This is a genomic window from Streptomyces sp. Tek67B01 (assembly GCF_055231995.1).
Genome location: NZ_JBUYUY010000001.1, coordinates 6,836,763 through 6,853,448 on the forward strand (window position 1 = coordinate 6,836,763; position 16,686 = coordinate 6,853,448).

The following is a 16,686-nucleotide window of genomic DNA, read 5'->3' on the forward strand; positions in this document are numbered from 1 at the left end:
TACGCCCCCGTATGCTCGACCGGGGTGTGAGGAGGCACACACCATGGGCGCAACCCGCACCCCACGTGGCAAGTGGATCGAGGAGGGCCTGCGTGCCCTGACGGCGGGCGGCCCGGACGCCGTCAGGATTGAGGCGCTGGCGCAAGCACTCGGTGTCAGCAAGGGCGGCTTCTACGGGTACTTCCGCAACCGCGAGGCCCTGCTCACCGAAATGCTCGACACCTGGGAGTACGAGGTGGCCGAAGGCGTGATCGAGCAGGTGGAGAGCGCGGGCGGCGATGCCCGGACACGGCTGGACCGCCTGTTCACGCTGGTGGCCGCCACCACCGAGGGGCCGGTGCGCGGCACCACCGCCGACATGGCCGTCCGCGACTGGGCTCGTCGTGACACGGACGTGGCCGAGCGCCTGCGCCGCGTCGACAACCGTCGTATGGACTACCTGCGTTCACTGTTCTCCGACTTCTGCCCCGACGAGGACGAGGTCGAAGTCCGCTGCCTGATCGCCGTCTCCGTGCGCATTGGAAACCACCTCGACGCCGCCGACAACGGCAAACGCAGCCGAGCCGAAGTAATGGAAATGATCAGGCAACGTCTGCTCGCTACTGAGGTTTTCGGGTTGTCGTCGGGTGGTGACGGTTGATGACGCCTGCGGCATGCACTGCGGTATGCCGGTGGGGGCGTTCTCCGGAGGGTGGGGGGCCTGACCGCTGAGCGTCGGGCGTTTCGTGGGGGGATCCGGTTTCGGTCTGGCGGTCGCGCCGTGCCTGGCGCGAGGGTTGCATGGAGGCCTCGGCATGGCCGGCAGCCGGTGGCTGCCGGGGCCGCACCCGCTCGGCGGGTGCGGCCCCGGGAGGAACGAACCTCTGGGGTCAGGCCTCCTGGTGGGCCGACGCGGTGATCACCGAGAAGGAGCCGCCCTGCGGGTCGGCCAGGACGGCCATCCTCCCGGCCGCCATGTCGAAGGCAGGGGCAAGGACACTGCCGCCGGCGCGGACGGCAGCGGCTTGGACGTCGTCGACGTCGTCCGCGTGGAAGTACGGCTGCCAGTGCGGGGGGACGCCGGGCGGGAGCTTGGACAGGTCCATGATCCCTCCGACCGCGCGGTCGTCGACCTTGAACTCGACGTACCCCTCGGCGCCCGGCATCTCGGAGCGGGCCGTGGTGACGGGCAGCACGGAGGAGTAGAACGCGGCGGCGGCCGGGAGGTCGGCGGTGGTCAGCTCGTTCCAGATCAGCGCGCCGTGCTCGTTGACGATGCCCGCGCCGTCGAAGGTGCCGGCCTGCCAGAGGCCGACGACGGCGCCCGTCGGGTCGGCGATGACGGCCATCCGGCCGAGGTCCATGACGTCCATCGGGCCCATCATGACCGTGCCGCCGGCGTCGGTGACGGCCTTGAGGGTGCCGTCGATGTTGTCGGTGGCCAGGTAGGTGGTCCACACCGTGGGCGGCAGCGGGTCGGGGACGCTGCCGTCGGGGTTCATCGCCTTCATGATCCCGGCGACCGGCTTGCCCTTGAGCGTGCAGACGGCGTACCCGCCTTGCTCGGCGGGTCCGATCTCGCCCTGCCAGCCGAAGAGGTCGCTGTAGAAGTCGATGGCCGCCTGCTGGTCGGGGACCATCAGGTCGATCCAGCAGGGGGTACCGGGCTTGTAGGGGTCGGTCATGTCGGGCACAGATGCCTCCAGGATGCTGCTCGGGGGAAGGAGCGGCCGGTTCCTGCCCGAGTTCCGGGCGCTGGAAACGGCCCGCATAGGTGAACGCGCACCCGCTCCGCGGCCGGCCGGGCGCAACGTTCGTGCCAGGGGCCTGTCGCCGGCCGCACGGAGCCCAGGCGATGTGCCCGGATGCGACTTTGGTCGCACAGCGGACATGCCTCGGATTGCGACTTCGGTTGCACGCGATGGCGACCCGCGGTCGATGTGGCAGCGCGTACCCCGCCCAGAGGATGGCCGGGTGACCGAAATCATCACGGGACTGCAAATGTCCCTTCTGGAAATCGTTGGCTCGCTGGGTGCCGTCGCGCTGGTGGTGGCGCGCTGGCTTCCCCCCGCCGCCCGCAGGGCCGTCACGCTCGCGGCGGGATCGGGTTTTGCGGTGTCCACGATCGTGCTGAGCGTGGTGGGGATCCGCTGGCAGATGCTGCCGGTACTGGCAGGCGCCGCCTTCGCGTTGCCGTTCGCCGTCTCTCCTGTGCTGCGGCGCCGTCCCGGCCGGCCGGCGTGGCGGGCCCGTTGGTGGCTGGCGTTGCCGGGATCGGTGGTCTGCGTCGGCCTGATCGCCACGGGCCCGGTGGCCGCCTGGGCGTGTCCCGTACCCGTGTTCCCCGAGCCGACAGGCCACTTCGCCGTCGGCACCAGCGTGATGCAGTGGACCGACCCGAACCGCCCGGAGACCGCCACTCCCGAACCCGGCGACCGGCGCACGGTCGTGGTCCAGCTCTGGTACCCCGCAGGCAAGAGTCCGGCAGGAGTTCAGCGGGCCCGGTACCTCGGCCGCACGCAGCAAGAGGCGCGCACCGTCTCCGACGCCCTCGCGCGCTATGCCGGCCTCCCCGGCTTCTTGGTCGACGGAGTCCCGCGTGCCCACACCCATTCGGTTTTCGACGCCCCGGTGGCCGACACGGGCGAACGGTTCCCGGTGGTGCTGTTCTCTCCCGGGTTGGGCGGAGTGCGCACACAGAACACCGCCTGGGCGGAGGAACTGGCCGGCAACGGCTATGTGGTCGCCGCCCTCGACCACCCGTATGACTCCGCCGCCGTCATCCTCGCAGACGGTCGAACGATCAATACCAAGATCGCTTCCACCGGCGACGACGACGAAGACAACAAACGGGCCGCCGAAACAACGGGAATCCGGGCCGCGGACCTCAGCTTCGTCCTCACCGAGCTGGGACGTCTGGACCGAGGTGAGATCGCGGGCCCGCTGACCGGACGTCTGGACACCGACCGGGCCGCGGTGACCGGCCACTCCCTGGGTGGCGGCGCCGCCCTGCAAGCAGCCCGCCAGGACCGCCGGTTCGCCGCCGTCGTCAACATGGACGGCTACCCCCGCGACCCCGATCCGCGCCCCTTCCACCAGCCGGCGCTCGCGCTCACCCAAGCCATCGGCGCGGAAACCGACCCGCGCTACATACCCCGCCTCACCGAGGCTCTCAAGCTCAGCACCGCGACGAGCTACCGGCTCACCATCCCCGGCGCCGCGCACCTCACGTTCACGGACGGCCCCCTGTACCTGCCGCCGGTACCCTCGATAGTCGGCTCCCTGGGCCGCACCGAGAGCCCGCGCGTCGTCGCCGCAACCACCCTCGCCTTCCTCGACACCACGCTGCGGCACAAACCCGGCGACCTGACCGACGTCTTGTCGACCTACGGCGACCTCAGCGTCTACCGCCCAGGCAACAGCCGCTGAGCAAGCTGTGGCGCTCGGCAGCCGACGGCACGGCGGTTGCGCTGTCGCGGACGACGGGCAGCGGCTGTGTTTCGACCCCATGTTCCCGGAGGACAAATGGGGCTGCGCACCTGACGAACTCCTCGACGTCACCAAGACGTCATCAAGCGGATTGGCTTCCACCTCGACGAGGAGGATCCGGAGACGGATGACGGCGTTGCCATCACGTCGGCGCTGCTACAGGATTCCGCGTTCACCTGCGCCACGGTCCGGATTCGGTGAGGCCTCTCCGACACGTCCTGGCCTTGGCCCTACGAATGTGGCGTGAACGATGGTGCTGTGACGACATCAGTGCCGACGAGGTGATGCCGCGTACTCAGCGGCGTTTGGCGCATGACGGGCATGGCGCCGACTGGTTCGAACCGGATGTCGGGGTCGCTGCTGTGGACCAGGCACAAGAAGCGGCGCTGAAGCACCGCCGCGCGGCGGGCCTGGTCGGCGACGATGTCCAGAACCGCCTGGGCGGCTCCCGGGCAGGCGGTGACGAAGCGGTCGTAGTCGGTGATGGAAAGGACGAGCCCAGTGCCTGCCGGTGAGTCGTCGTACGGGCCGGAGCAGGCCACGTCGCCGAGACAGTCGTTCAGCGCGTCCAGGTCGTGGCCGTAGTAGTCGGGGAACTGCGGCGTGCGTTGCCCTCTTCGTCGCTTCGTGGCCGGCTCGATCGCCTGGGGTATGGTCGCTGACGGCTAACGCCCCGACCGTTACGACGTCATCGGGGCACTGATCCGCCCCGCCGGCACGGCCGTGATCATGTATACGCCCCGTTCGCGCTGCCAGGATTGCGCTTCGGTGACGCATGAGTCCCGCAACATCGAACAGCCCACTGCGCCAACCTCGGCACGGTGCGCCCCCGGCTTCCGGGGCCGGTGTAGCCGAAGACGGCGAGGTCGGCCCATGCCCTCCCGCGTATGACGGAGACCCGCTCAGCGGCTCGCCCCCGTCCTCGCCGATGCCAAGGGCGGCGCATTCACCGTCCCGCCGACGACGAACACGCGCCTTCGGCATCTTGGACGGCATAGCCAATAACGTCACGCACGGCCAAGACGACGACCAGCCCAGAAGTGGGGTCGAGCAGTCCTCGACCGCCTACTGAGCGATCCGGCCGTCTACCCCACCACCGCTTGGCTCGTGGACTTGAAGTAGGCACCCGAGAAAGACCGCTGGGATCGGCTGCGCACTCAGGGACTCGACGTGGCCCACACCTGAACGTAGGAATGCCCGGTCGGAGACCTTCAGGGTCTGTCGCGGATCAGGCGCCCCGCCCGGTAGGACCGTCCCGGGCTTCTGGTCCTCGGCCGTCACGACGCGGCCGGCCGGCTGCGTCGTGACGGCCCAGGGACACCATGCGGACGGGCCGCGGAGCCTCGCCGGAGCGGCGGGGTAGTCCTTCAACCGGCGCCTACCTGCGGGACAGTGCCCAAGGAGTCGTCTTAGTTGCCGATTCCGGCGCTGCCGATTCCGGCGTTGCCGATTCCGGCACTACCGATCCCGGAGTTGGCGATGCCGGCGTTGCCCAGCCCCCCGTTCGCCGCGCCGGCGTCGCCCACACCCCAGTTGCGGATACCGGCATTGCCTACGCCGGAGTTGCCGATGCCCGAACTGCCGACACTCCCGTCGGCGCTTGCCGCAGCGGCGCCGCCGAGGGTCATGAGTGCGGCGGTACCGACAACCGCCGCCATGCGGAGAAGATGAGCACGCATCGCTATATACCTCCTGTTTTCTGACGATCTCTGCACATCTTTAACATGCTGATCACTCGAAGGCCCGACACAACGAACCGCACGCACCCAAGTGGCTCAGGCAGGCGTCCCTGCGAGTCGGGGAGCCGACTACCGGGCGTGGGCGCCTGCAGTGCGCCGGAAAGCGCATCAACTAGGCATCGTGTCAGCGCGGCGTGGATACGTGTTCGGCCCGGGCGCAGGCGTGGCAGGTGGTCAAATGCGGCCAAGCGCACCTGCCACGCCTGAAGGCCAGGAAATCGTGGCTCCGAACAGCTGAGGTCCCGGGTAGTGGCCCTCCGGCCCTGCCGGGGACCACCCCGCGACACCGATCTTCGTCGTTCCAGTGGGCCGCCCCGGTCAGCGGGCGAGGCCAGTATCCGGCGGGCGGCCTCGAAGGCGCCGAACCGGCCGGCTCGCCGCACACCACGACGACACCGAGGCCGCGCCCGCCCCGTAGAAGGAGGCCATGTTCCTCCGCGGCGCCAGGACTGCTTTCTTCGGTGGGATCGAGGCGCACGGAACCGACACCACCTCCGGCTCGGATCGCCGCGATCGGCCGACACGATCAGGCCGGCCAGGGGGTACCCGCCCGGGCGGTTCATCCTCGTGCGGGTCCCCTGCCGGCCGGGGTGTGGCCGGGAGGCCGGGGAAGCCCGCGGTGGCGTGGTCAGGTCGTGGCGGTGTGGTCAGGTCGTGGCGGTGCCGAACCATGCGGGGAGGTGGTCCAGGAGGTCCTGCTGGTCCTCGCCGACCCAGGCGACGTGGCCGTCCGGGCGCAGCAGTACCGCGGGCACGTCGAGTTCCTCGCTGACGTCGACGACGTGGTCGACGCGGTCCGCCCAGCCCGTCACCGAGAGGCGGCCGGTCTGGTCGAGGAGCAGGCCGCGGCCCTCGTGAGTCAGGTCGTACAGGCGGCCCCGCTTCAGCTGGACGTCCCGCAGCCGGCGGCCGAGGAGGTCGTGGCCCGTGCCGAAGTCGTAGCGGATCGCGATCGCGGTGATCTTCTCGATGAGGTACCGGTTCACCTCTTCGAACTCCACCAGTTCCGCCATCAGCCGGCGCACCGCCTGAGCGCCCGGCTCGGACGACATCAGCTGGATCTGCGCGCGGGTGTTGTCCAGTACGTCGGCCGCCACGGGGTGCCGTTCGGCGTGGTAGCTGTCGAGCAGGCCTTGCGGTGCCCAGCCGCAGACGTCCGCGGCCAGCTTCCAGCCCAGGTTGAACGCGTCCTGGATGCCGAGGTTGAGGCCTTGGCCGCCGGTCGGCGGGTGGATGTGCGCCGCGTCACCGGCCAACAGCACCCGGCCGACCCGGTACCGCTCGGCCTGCCGGGTCGCGTCGCCGAAGCGGGAGAGCCAGCGCGGTGAGTGCGCGCCGAAGTCGGTGCCGCCGTACGCCCGCAGCTGTTGCTTGAACTCCTCCAGGGTCGGCGCGGCGGCACGGTCCTCCGCCACCCCCTCGGCGGGCACGACGACCCGGTACTCCCCGTCCTCCATGGGCATGGCACCGAACCGCAGCTGCGTCTTGCGTACTTCGGCCATCACGGCGGCCAGCGTCTGCGGCTCCACGTCCAGTTTCATCACGCCCAGCAGCGTCTCGACCCGGGAGGGCTCGCCGGGGAAGGCGACACCGAGCAGCTTGCGCACCGTACTGCGGCCGCCGTCGCAGCCGACGACGTAGCGCGAGCGCAGCCACGTACCGTCGGCCAGCTCGACGCTCACCCCGTGGTCGTCCTGGTCCAGCCCGCTCACCTCGCAGCCGCGCCGGATCTCGGCGCCGGCCTCGACGGCGTGCTCCGTCAGCAGGCGCTCGGTGGTGGTCTGCGGGATGTGGAGGACGTACGAATGCGCCGTGTCCATCCGCTCCGGCCAGGACTTGGCGAGCCCGGCGAAGAAGCCGCCGACCATGTACTGCTTGCCGAGCGCGAGGAACCGGTCCAGCAGACCACGCTGTGCCATGACCTCGATGCTGCGCGCATGCAGCCCCTGGGCGCGGGACTGCCGGGTCGGCTCGGCTTCCTTCTCCAGTACGAGCACTCGCACGCCGTGCAGGCGCAGCTCGCAGGCCAGCATCAGGCCGGTCGGGCCTCCACCGGCCACGATCACGTCCGCGTCCACGTCCGCGTGCAGGTCTGCGTCCAGGCCTGAGTGCAGGTCTGTGTCCAAGGCCATGTCTGTTTTCATCGTGCAAAACCCCCATTGAGCGTGTTGCCAACGCCCGGCTGCTGAGTGCCCGCCGACCACCCGTACGCCGTCGAATGCGCACGTACTTCGTGAATCCCCGATTTCCGGCGGTTTCCGGGTCGGTTGGAGATTCTGCAGCATGACCGGGGCCTTGCCGCAAGGCCCCCTGTGCGCTATATCTTGATAGTGGCAAGGAGTGGTTATCGACCTCCTTGCCTTTCTCATGTGTGCCGCAGTGTGCGGCGGTGGACCCCGCCGCTACCCCGCCGCTGGCTGTACTGCAAACGGCGTTTGACGTGACTGATAGCCAGGACCGCCCAGGGCCGTGATGACGGCGGGCGCGGACAAGCTCTTACAGGCCCCCACACCACCCGGCCAACTACTGCCGCCGGTATGCGAGCTTTCGTTCCGGCGGCCGGGGCGCGCCGTCCGGGGTCGGCTCCAGCGGCGCTGCGGTGTTGTTCGGTCAGGCGGGAGCGGCCGACTTCGAGGACGGTGATCACGGGGCGTGGGGGCGGGTGAGCGGGCGAAGTGTGGGCTGCGTGGGTGCCGGCCTATTCGATGCGGTCGAGGAAGCCGAGCACCCGATGGATGGCCTGCGTTGCGGCGTGCTCGTCCTGCGACGACATGCTGCTGTCGGTGAACAGGTGCCTGTCGCCTTGGTGCGGGCCGTGGTTCACCGATTCATCGACCGAAGATGCGCCGGCCTTGGGTGGTCGCCCGGTCGCCGCGCAGGGCGGAGCCGGGAGGGACACGGGCCTGTGCCGCTCCCGCCCGGCAGCCGTCCTGATCTTCGCTCGCCCGGGCCGGGCGAGGCGGTGTGGTCAGGCGGCGTGGCCGCCGTCGACGGAGAACTCGGAGCCGGTGACGTATGCGGCCCCGTCTCCGGCGAGGTAGACGACCGTGGCCGCGACCTCCTCCGGACGGCCGAACCGGCCGAGGGCCGTCATCGCCGCCTGGGAGGCCGCGTGAGGTCCGTCGGCCGGGTTCATGTCCGTGTCCACGGGCCCGGGATGGACGATGTTGGCGGTGATGCCTCGCCCTCCGAGCTCGCGGGCGAGGGCTTTGGTGAGCCCGGTCAGGGCGGACTTGCTCATGGCGTAGAGAGTTCCTCCGGGTCCCGGTACCCGCTGGGTCATGCATGTGCCGATGGTGATGATCCGGCCTCCTTGGCCCATGTGTCGCGCTGCCGCCTGCGAGGCGAGGAAGGCACCCCGGACGTTGACCGCGAGCACGCGGTCGACGTCGGCCGGGGTGAGCCCGTCCAGCGGGCCGAGGACGCCGACACCCGCGTTGTTGACCAGTACGTCGAGCCGGCCGAGTGACCGCGCCGCCCAGTCGACGGCGTCCGCCGCGTCATCGACATCGCCCGCGTCCGCTCTGGCGGCGAAGGCTCGACGTCCGAAGGCTTCGATCTTGTGCACGACCTCCGCGGCCGCCGCTTCGTTGGCCGTGTAGGTGATGGCCACATCGGCTCCCGCTCCGGCCATTGCCAACGCGATCGCCGCGCCGATGCCCCGGCTGCCACCCGTCACCAGTACCACCTTGCCGTTCATCTGCCCCTCCTCAATATTGGTTGCTTGTTCAATGAAACGGGTGGCTGGCAACAGGGGCCGGCGGGAATCCGACCTCGCGTTCACCCGCCCGGCGACCACGGGCGCCGCCTGTGGTGCCACCGCAACCGGCCCGCGGCGGGGGACGGGGTGATCGGCCCCACGAGTGCCGACGGCGCCTTGCCATTCGAAGCCCACGTCAACATGGGCGCGGTATTCCGGGTGTGCACCCACCGTCGCGCGCGCAGGTCCAGCAGCGCCCCACCCGTAGGTTCGCCACCGGCCGGTGTGCCGGCTTCCAGGCCTGCAGCGTGGCCAGACCCAAGGCCGTGCAGCCGGCGTCCTCCGGCGCCGCTGTCTCTGTGGCGGGCGGCCAATGGCCGCACCGTGCCTGGTCCAAGAGGCCAAGGGCGTCAGACCTCATGGCCTGAAATACCGCGGCCTTCCCTCCGGCACCGGCACAGGCCGGATCTACTCGGCGGATACCCGCGACGAGCTCGCATGCGGCCGTAATGCGCGGGCAGACGGATGCCACCTTCTGGAAGGAGCAGTGATGCTTGCTATCGCGGCCGCGGTCTTGTTCTTCATCAGCTTCCTGATCAACGCGGCGGAGATTTCGACGAACCACGTTTTCTCGTCCGGCAATTTCATGATTCTCGGCCTGATGCTGCTGGCTCTCCACGTGGCCGGCATCGGCAGCGCCTGGACCACCCGTAGGCGACGCCGCTGAGCATCGGAAGAGCCGTCGGAGTCGACTCCGGGGCCGGTAAGGTGCTGCCCTCACCGGACGGAGGTAGGACCATGGAGGAGCCCTTGGAACGATGGGCGGCCCGCCGTGAGAAGCGGTTGCGGCCGGTTGAGGAGAAGAAGGCCGTCACTCTCGGCGCCGGCCGGGAGCGAGCAGCGCACGTCGACCCGGACGTCCCACGGCTCATCCTCGAATGGGACGGCTACGCCTGGCAGCCGGTGACCACCGTTGAGAACTACGCCGCCGCTCTGCGGCTGCTCAACCCGCTCCCTCCGGCCCCCGCATCGCAACCGGTACGGCCGGACAGGCCTATGGCCCCGGGCGCCGGCCGACACCGCAGAGCCTGAACAGCACTGCCCCCGCGTCCATGACCTTCGGAGACGGGGGCAGCGTTATGCGTGTGACCTCGTCGAACCATCACGGCACCCAAGTGCCTGCGGCCTCCGACAGCCCCCCGGAGAGGACAAGGTCGCTCGCCGACCGGGATGAGGCAGATTTCGTGGCCGCGGAGGAGACGCTCGGCATCCGGCTGCCGCCGGCGCTTCGAGGTACGCAGGCGGTTACGGGGCCGTCCGCACCTCGTGCTAACGAGTCCTGTCGGCAGGCGGAAGATCGCGTGACTACATGCTGATCCATCAGCGCTGAGTGCTGAAAACTCCCGAAGTAGACCAACCACGGGCCACTTCCCCCATTTGCGTCCCGTCGATACGGCCTCTTTGCTCGCGTCCTTCCAGTCCAGATCCAGGACCAGGCGGTCCCGCACGGAACCCGGCTGCCGCCCTCGAACACCATCCTCATGCTCGAAATGGCGCTGCCGCTGCCGCTCTATCCGTCGGGCCTCTTCGACTGGCTCCGGTCCCTGGCAGCCAACATACGTGCATACCCTGCCGGGTCTGGCGCTTACGGCCCGTAGGGGCAGGAAACCGTCGTCGACGGTGCCACCGCGGTGCCCAGGTCGACGCCGAGGGCGGCGTGGACCGAGGCACCAGCACCGGGTGTGCATCGCCTTCTTGGTGGAGGAGCGGCCGGTGCGTTCAGTTGTGGACGAGCCTTTAGAAGGGTTCGGCGGTCCGCAGGAGACCCTGCGGCAGGTAGGGGGACTCCACGCGGATGGCCCAGCCGCGGCGGCGGGCGTGGCAGGCAAGGGCGAGGATGTCGAGGTCAACGGAAACATTCGGGCCATCGGCCCTGTCGGCGACCTGGTAGTAGGCGCGGTGGGCTTCGAGCGCGTCGGCCAGGGCGAGGTTGAAGCTTTCCTCGTCACCCTCCACGAGCTGCGACAGCAGTACGGTCGGCGGCATCGCAAATCCCCAGTCCCTGGCCTTCTCGGCCTCCTGCAGCGCCCGCTGTGTTGCCGTTTCGGGGTCGGCGCCCTTCAGGTAGGAGTGGAGGGCTTCGCGGTACGCGGTGAACGCGGAGCCGTCCGGGCGTGCGACGGTGGGACCGGTGAGGACCAGCGGGGCGAGGTCTTCGCGCACGCCGGTGATCAAGGCGAATGCAACGGCCGTCTGCCAGTTCCCGGCACCGGCTTCTTTGCCCCGCTCGGCCGCGTAACGCAGTGTGCGGCCGCCGATGGTCACCTCGACCTCGGTGCCCGGCTCCGCCAGCGCGATGCGGAACAGGGCCGCCCCCACCTGGGAGGCCAGCCGAAGAGTGGCGAGCTGACCGTCCGTGATGTCGCCGGGGTTCCCCGCCCGCCACTTGAACAAGCGCTCCTGATCGCCCATGACGCTACTGAGACGCCAGACGGCAAGGGGCTTTCCGTCGACGGGAGTGAACGCCTCCCGAAGGCGTTCCTCGTACATGGCCTCGATCACCTGGATCCCATCGCGCTCGCAGGCCGGCCGTTCCACCACCAGCGGGCCCGCGGCAAGCGCGGCGAGAGCGTCCGGCCGCCGGTTTCGACCGAACCCCTTGACCCGCGGGCCCCGCGTCTCGAAACCGGTGATCAAGGCGTGGGGGAGGTAGTCCGTGTGGATGGCCGGTGTCCAGCCCGATGTCCGGTACGCGAGGGCCGCGAGAGCAATGGGAACAAGGGGGAGAAGAGTGCTCGCGGAGGCTGCGGGGCCGTGTAGGGCAGCGTGCCTGGTCAGGAGGTCGGCGAGCGCGGCGTCGAAGGCCTCCCGGTCCTCGGCGACCAAGGCGCGCAGCGCGAGGAGCGCCGCGCTGTCCGGTCGGTCCAGGAGGGGCTCGCCGGTCTCTGCGGCGCGGGCACGGATGCGGTCCAGCGCCGCCTCGATGGCGGTGAGCTTGGCCCGCGCGCTCGGAGGGTACTCCTCGTCGTCGCCGGTGTCGTCCAGGACCACGGCCATCAATCCGGTGGCGAGCTCGCCGGCGGGGGCGCCCTTCGCGTGCGCGGCGAACTTTTCGCGGGCGAAGTGGAAGGCTTCACCGTGCCACTTGGCCTTGTCCGTGAGGACGGTCAGGCAGAGGGCGTTGGTCCACTCCCCGGGCGTGACGCTCTCCTCGGGGGAGTCGTCACCCGGGTCGTAGCTCGTACCGAAGTTCACGTACTCCAGGAAGACCTGGAAGCTGCAGTGCGGGTGGTAGGCGGCGTAGGCGACTGCGCCGGCCGCGGCTTCGGAGGCGTCCTTGAGGGCGGCCTTGGCCTCCGGAGTGTGGAGGTCGGGTGTCTCGACGGAGAGGGCGCCCAGGTAGGCGAGGAACTCGTCGGCGATGGACTGCCATTCGTAGGTGGTGATCCGGCCGGCCCTCGACATGGAGTGCACCTGGCCCCCGATGCGGTTCGTGAAGTCATCGCGCGCTGCCGACACGGCGGACCCGCCCACCTGGTGACGCTCTATTCGCACTGCCCTGCTCCTTGATCGGTTTCTGCAACAGCCTAGGTGTGGGATCTGACAAACCAGCGACTGCCTGCTGTGACCGGGGCCCTGGCCGGGCCGCCCCGCGCTCGCCCTGGGAGCCCCGCGCGAGCCCAGTAGTGGCCCAGACACGCCGCCGCCGTTCGTCAGCCGAAGTGGGCGCCGCCGAGCTCCCGCAACCCGAGTGCCGCGCTGCTGGTGAATCAAGGTCTGCGCGGCGCACGGGCGGGCAGGGTGCGAAAGGCGTAGGAGTGGAACGGCACCTCTCACCGTCGGTCGAGCCGATGCCGGCCCCCCTTGCCGAACTGACGGACCGGACGACAGGACCCACGCGTTCGTTGTCCACTCCGCTGAACCAAGCACCGCCTCTGGAACCGTTTGCCGAGCTGGTGCGGGTAGCGCATGCCGAACCGCCTGCTTCGTCAGATCGAGTCCGCAAGCGACTGCATCCTTTGGCCTACTGTGCTTTCGGCCTTGGGGAGGACGCTCTCGCGGCGCCGCCGCGAGAGGGTTGATCCGTGCGAACAACCATCGGATACACCGCCGAGAGCATCGGCTACGTCATAGGAGCCCAGGGGCTCGTCAGCTTCGCTTCGCAGACCTTCTTCGGCACGGAGTGGGGCTGGATGCACAAGCTCGTCGACCTTCCGTCCACCGCCTACCTCGGTGTCGTCGCCGTGGGGCTGGCCCTCATCGTCGTTGGGGTGAAGACGAGGAGGGCCGGCCGCCTTGACTTGCCTGGGGCCGACCTCAGCGGCGACGGGGCCTGACCCGCGCGCTTGCGAGGGCCAGGGCGCCGCGGCATCCACCTGACCGGAGCCGGGTGCACGGTGGATGCGTCGCCGGGCGGGTGCGCCCCTGGGCGACAGTTTTGAATCCCGGCAGCGCGCGGGGTGCCGCCCTCGGCCCCGGCGGCGGCCTGCAACTGCCCGGACCGATCGGCGCGTTCCAGAGCTGTGACCAGTTCATTCAGTGCCGCGCGAAGGGTTTCGGCGGTGGGGTAGCGGTGTCCGCTCCACACGACGGGCAACGCCGAGTTCCATGAGCCTGTCGGCGTTCACGAACTGTTCGGCTCGCTGCGGTCCGACGATCACGGGAAGGCTGGCGAGGAGCCCTTCGCCACAGCCGCCCATGCCGGAGTGGGTGATGAAGGCGTCGGCCTGTTCCAGGCTCCACGTCCGTGGTGGTCGCGCCGCGGTCGGCGAGCCACCGCGCAAACTGCTCCCGGTACCGCGATCCCATCGCCGCGTCACTCGTTTCCGGTGCGGACGCGTGCGGGACGCGTGCGGGCGGTGCGGCGAGGACGCGGTGTCAGGGCCGGTCCGCCTGCGCGGCAAAATCGATCGCGTCGCCGTCACGTCCCGCCGCGCCCGGCGGGGACGGCCGGGCCGGGCGTGACTCGGGGCAGCAGTCGCTCCACCGGGGTGTCCAGGTGCAGTTGCAGCAGGCGGTGCGGGAAGAAGAACCCGCTGTCGGCACGGAAGAGCAGCACGCGCTCCTCGGCGGTGTGCAGGAACCGACGGTACCGGTAGGGGGTGTGCCCCCGGTAGGCCAGGATCGCCCGGATCGTCCAGTGCCGCAGGACCGCCAGGCCTCCGAACCGGAAGCCCCGCACCACGGCGAACAGGAGGCCCAGCAGGGCGGCCACGAAACCGGCCCGCCGCAGGTCGTGACCGGGCACCACCAGTCCGATCAGCACGATCAGGCCGAACGCCCCCACCACCAGCCCGGCGAACCCGTGGACCAGGGAGAAGCGCACCGTACGGCGCACCCCCTCGTTGGGACGCGCGCGGCGGTCTTGGAGCGAGGGCTCGAACTGGTTGCCGACGATGTAGACCAGGCCCATCAGCCCGGCCGCAGCCACGCCGACCCACGAGGGCTCCGGGCAGAGCAGGTGGACGACGTAGCCGAGGAGGAACTCGATGGCGACCCACATGAACAGGGACAACGCACCGCGCACGATCTGGAACTTGGCCTTCGGATAGATCATCCGCTCACTTCGTCGCCAGGTCCACCGCATCTGCTCCACCGGATCGAAGACATCCGTGAGGGAGGCCTCCATCTGGGTCGTGGCGACCCACAAGTAGGCGAGGGCGACCACGACCGCTCCCGGTGCCAGCAGGTCGACGTGCGCCACGTATACCAGCCAGTACACCATGAGGACCATTACGGGCCCGGTGGCCGTGACGGGACCTACGATGGCCCCGCGCTGCCGCTTGCCCCCGTCCTGCTCGTCGTCCTCGGCGTCGCCCGCGCCCCTCTCCACGGCCCGCTTTTCCGACTTGTACGCCGTCACGGCGCAGGTGACCGTCAGGGTGGCGGCGAGGGCAGCAGCGCCGGAGACACTGGTGTGCACCACCCCGGCGCGTACGGCCGCCGCCACCCAGAGGACGGGCAGCCCGAGCGCGCAGACCGACATGGCCAGGTTCGGGACGATCCGCGGGAGCATCTGTTCCGTCCGTGACAGCCAGCCGAGGTCGAGCCTGTCCAGGTACAGCACGTGCTCGCCGCGCTTGGTCAGGGTCCGGGCGAGCCAGGTCAGCCAGGCCAGGGTCCGCTCGGGGCCCTCGTCCACACGCGGGCGCTCGCGCCGCAGGCATTCGCGTACGTAGGCGTCGAAGATACGGCTGCGGCGTTCGGTGATGGTGCCGGGCTCGTGGAAGTCGGTCGCGGGCCTGTTGCGGTACGTGACACGGATGAAGCCGAGCATCATCGGCGACTGGAACAGCGGCCAGAGGTCCGCGTCCGCCTCCAGCGCGGCGTGCACGTCCGCGAGGGCCTGCCGGTCGGCGGCGAGGTAGGCCTGGACGTCCTGTCGGCGCGGGGGCTGGATCTCGACGTAGCGCCTGGAGCGGAGGGCGAAGGCGAGACGGCGCAAGTCGGCCTCGTCCGTCCGGCAGCCAACGGCCATCCCCGGGCAGACGCGGCGCAGACGCCGCAGCTCCGCGACGCACTTGGACCGGTCGCCTTCCGGCACCTCGTCCAGGCCGTCCAGCACCGGGAGCAGCCGGTGCTCGCTCAGCCAGGTCCGTACCAGCACGCGGGAGACATCGCTGTACTGACGGACGATCGCATCGGCCAGCCACTCCTCGACGGGTTCGCCCCGGTAGGTGTCCATGCGCAGGTAGACCGGGACCCGCAGGGGCTCCCCGTCGTCGGTGCCGTTCAGTGCCTCCACGGCCAGGCGGTGTGCGAGCCGGGCGAGTTGGGTGGTCTTGCCCATGCCCGGCTTGCCGAGCACGACCAGGTCGTCGGTCTCCTCGTAGAGCGCGCGGATGTTCGTCACGCGGGTCGGTACCGGTACCGGTTCGCTCCTGCGGACCGCCCTGCCCCGTCGGCCGCGCCCGGCGTACTCCTCCCGGCGCGCGGTGAGGACCACGAACCGCGGCTGGAGGTAGTAGTGGGCCTCGGCCCGCGCGAGTTCGTCGGCCGTCCTGTTCCTGACCTGCTTTACCAGCTTGCGGCGCAGGCGTCCCGCCTGCCTGTCCCGGCGGCCGCGCACCGGCCAGGTGAATGCCATGACCACCCACGCCACGGCGGTCCGCAGGATCCGGTGGACGGGGTAGCGGCGTACATCCGGGGAGGGACCGGGAGCGGACGGCGGGGTGTCCGCGTCGGGTTCCGGGGTCCCGTCCGCGTCGGCGTCCTCGGCGGCCTCGGCATCCTCGAGCCCGGGCAGCGGCGGAACGGGCTGTTCCTCGGCGACGGCCGACCCGGGGGCCGACCCAGGGGCCGACCTCACGGCCGACGCCCGCTCGGCGACGGCCCGGTACCACCGCGGTTCCCACTCGGCGGAGTCCCCGCGCAGCGCGGTCACGATGGACAGGAAGACGGCCGGCGAGGGGGTTCTCTTGCCCGAGAAGGACTCCGAGACGTAGGACCGGCTGCAATGGGCGGCTTCGGCGAGTGCTGTGACGGTGGGGCGCTCGGCCGGGTCCAGTCCTTCGTACAGCTCGTCGTAGACCCGGCGCATGAGCGTCACCCAGGGCCGTATCTCCGGTGAGGCCGCCGCCGGATCGGGGCGCTTGGGTCCTCGTGGCCGAAAGCCGGCAGATGCTGCCATCAGCTCTCCTCATTCACGAGCCGTTCATTTGCGTTCACTCGTTCACAGCTGCGGGATGTCCCTGGTCAGCGGGGATACGGCGGGCATAGAACGGTGGTCGGGGGACGCGTCGGCCAAGGCCTCCGCAACCTGCTCCGGGGCGTCAAGTC

General features: G+C 70.0%; 13 protein-coding genes and 2 pseudogenes. 6 read left to right on the plus strand and 9 right to left on the minus strand.

Going from position 1 to position 16,686, the window contains the following annotated elements; genetic code table 11:
- Positions 1-43 precede the first annotated feature (43 nt).
- A complete protein-coding gene (locus ACV7NM_RS31100; RefSeq protein WP_463413441.1) occupies positions 44-640 on the plus strand; it encodes a TetR/AcrR family transcriptional regulator in 597 nt (198 codons plus the stop codon).
- 229 nt (positions 641-869) lie between these two features.
- Here the strand turns inward: ACV7NM_RS31100 and ACV7NM_RS31105 are convergent, their stop codons facing one another.
- Positions 870-1,664 (minus strand): VOC family protein, encoded by a 795-nt coding sequence (locus ACV7NM_RS31105; RefSeq protein ID WP_463414129.1) that lies wholly within the window; start codon positions 1,662-1,664, stop codon positions 870-872.
- A gap of 253 nt (positions 1,665-1,917) precedes the next feature.
- On the opposite strand from ACV7NM_RS31105, the gene ACV7NM_RS31110 reads away from it, so the two are divergent.
- Positions 1,918-3,408 carry an alpha/beta hydrolase gene (locus ACV7NM_RS31110; protein ID WP_463413442.1) on the plus strand — a complete coding sequence of 497 codons (1,491 nt, stop codon included), beginning with the start codon at positions 1,918-1,920 and terminating at the stop codon, positions 3,406-3,408.
- 290 nt (positions 3,409-3,698) lie between these two features.
- On the opposite strand, the gene ACV7NM_RS31115 is transcribed toward ACV7NM_RS31110, so the two are convergent.
- A complete protein-coding gene (locus ACV7NM_RS31115; protein ID WP_463414130.1) occupies positions 3,699-4,121 on the minus strand; it encodes a barstar family protein in 423 nt (140 codons plus the stop codon).
- Between ACV7NM_RS31115 and ACV7NM_RS31120 the strand changes: the two are divergent.
- Positions 4,093-4,218 (plus strand): annotated as a pseudogene (locus ACV7NM_RS31120) (YnfA family protein); the annotation flags it as partial. The gene ACV7NM_RS31115 and the pseudogene ACV7NM_RS31120 overlap by 29 nt on opposite strands.
- Before the next feature lie 659 nt (positions 4,219-4,877).
- Here ACV7NM_RS31120 and ACV7NM_RS31125 read toward each other — a convergent pair.
- The 4 genes from ACV7NM_RS31125 to ACV7NM_RS31140 all read right to left on the minus strand — a co-directional run bounded on the left by ACV7NM_RS31125 (position 4,878) and on the right by ACV7NM_RS31140 (position 8,907).
- Positions 4,878-5,126, minus strand: a complete 249-nt coding sequence (locus ACV7NM_RS31125; protein WP_463413443.1) for a hypothetical protein — start codon at positions 5,124-5,126, stop codon at positions 4,878-4,880.
- A 728-nt stretch (positions 5,127-5,854) separates the two neighbouring features.
- Positions 5,855-7,339, minus strand: coding sequence for a rifampin monooxygenase (rox, locus tag ACV7NM_RS31130; protein WP_463413444.1), 1,485 nt, complete (start codon positions 7,337-7,339; stop codon positions 5,855-5,857).
- 566 nt (positions 7,340-7,905) lie between these two features.
- Complete coding sequence (locus ACV7NM_RS31135; RefSeq protein ID WP_463413445.1) at positions 7,906-8,031, minus strand: hypothetical protein; 126 nt, start codon at positions 8,029-8,031, stop codon at positions 7,906-7,908.
- Between the two features lie 144 nt (positions 8,032-8,175).
- Positions 8,176-8,907: an SDR family oxidoreductase gene (locus ACV7NM_RS31140; protein WP_463413446.1), complete on the minus strand. Its 732-nt coding sequence runs from the start codon at positions 8,905-8,907 to the stop codon at positions 8,176-8,178.
- 550 nt (positions 8,908-9,457) lie between these two features.
- On the opposite strand from ACV7NM_RS31140, the gene ACV7NM_RS31145 reads away from it, so the two are divergent.
- Together ACV7NM_RS31145 and ACV7NM_RS31150 are read left to right on the plus strand one after the other, a co-directional pair.
- Complete coding sequence (locus ACV7NM_RS31145) at positions 9,458-9,634, plus strand: hypothetical protein (RefSeq protein WP_463413447.1); 177 nt, start codon at positions 9,458-9,460, stop codon at positions 9,632-9,634.
- Positions 9,635-9,705: 71 nt separating this feature from the next.
- Positions 9,706-9,999, plus strand: a complete 294-nt coding sequence (locus ACV7NM_RS31150) for a DUF6087 family protein (RefSeq protein ID WP_463413448.1) — start codon at positions 9,706-9,708, stop codon at positions 9,997-9,999.
- A 705-nt stretch (positions 10,000-10,704) separates the two neighbouring features.
- On the opposite strand, the gene ACV7NM_RS31155 is transcribed toward ACV7NM_RS31150, so the two are convergent.
- Positions 10,705-12,441, minus strand: a complete 1,737-nt coding sequence (locus ACV7NM_RS31155) for an immunity 49 family protein (RefSeq protein WP_463414131.1) — start codon at positions 12,439-12,441, stop codon at positions 10,705-10,707.
- A 551-nt stretch (positions 12,442-12,992) separates the two neighbouring features.
- On the opposite strand from ACV7NM_RS31155, the gene ACV7NM_RS31160 reads away from it, so the two are divergent.
- Positions 12,993-13,244 (plus strand): hypothetical protein, encoded by a 252-nt coding sequence (locus ACV7NM_RS31160; protein ID WP_463414162.1) that lies wholly within the window; start codon positions 12,993-12,995, stop codon positions 13,242-13,244.
- A gap of 104 nt (positions 13,245-13,348) precedes the next feature.
- Here the strand turns inward: ACV7NM_RS31160 and ACV7NM_RS31165 are convergent.
- Both ACV7NM_RS31165 and ACV7NM_RS31170 read right to left on the minus strand, forming a co-directional pair.
- Positions 13,349-13,658 (minus strand): annotated as a pseudogene (locus ACV7NM_RS31165) (glycosyltransferase); the annotation flags it as partial.
- 170 nt (positions 13,659-13,828) lie between these two features.
- Positions 13,829-16,537 (minus strand): NACHT domain-containing protein, encoded by a 2,709-nt coding sequence (locus ACV7NM_RS31170; RefSeq protein WP_463413449.1) that lies wholly within the window; start codon positions 16,535-16,537, stop codon positions 13,829-13,831.
- Positions 16,538-16,686: the final 149 nt, after the last annotated feature.

Excerpts from the sequence above, each read along its gene's own strand:
- ACV7NM_RS31110 (WP_463413442.1), top strand. The coding sequence starts at position 1,918 with ATGTGGCAGCGCGTACCCCGCCCAGAGGATGGCCGGGTGACCGAAATC.
- ACV7NM_RS31150 (WP_463413448.1), top strand. The coding sequence starts at position 9,706 with ATGGAGGAGCCCTTGGAACGATGGGCGGCCCGCCGTGAGAAGCGGTTG.
- rox (WP_463413444.1), bottom strand. The coding sequence starts at position 7,339 with ATGGCCTTGGACACAGACCTGCACTCAGGCCTGGACGCAGACCTGCAC.
- ACV7NM_RS31145 (WP_463413447.1), top strand. The coding sequence starts at position 9,458 with ATGCTTGCTATCGCGGCCGCGGTCTTGTTCTTCATCAGCTTCCTGATC.
- ACV7NM_RS31140 (WP_463413446.1), bottom strand. The coding sequence starts at position 8,907 with ATGAACGGCAAGGTGGTACTGGTGACGGGTGGCAGCCGGGGCATCGGC.
- ACV7NM_RS31170 (WP_463413449.1), bottom strand. The coding sequence starts at position 16,537 with ATGGCAGCATCTGCCGGCTTTCGGCCACGAGGACCCAAGCGCCCCGAT.
- ACV7NM_RS31105 (WP_463414129.1), bottom strand. The coding sequence starts at position 1,664 with ATGACCGACCCCTACAAGCCCGGTACCCCCTGCTGGATCGACCTGATG.
- ACV7NM_RS31125 (WP_463413443.1), bottom strand. The coding sequence starts at position 5,126 with ATGGCGGCGGTTGTCGGTACCGCCGCACTCATGACCCTCGGCGGCGCC.
- ACV7NM_RS31100 (WP_463413441.1), top strand. The coding sequence starts at position 44 with ATGGGCGCAACCCGCACCCCACGTGGCAAGTGGATCGAGGAGGGCCTG.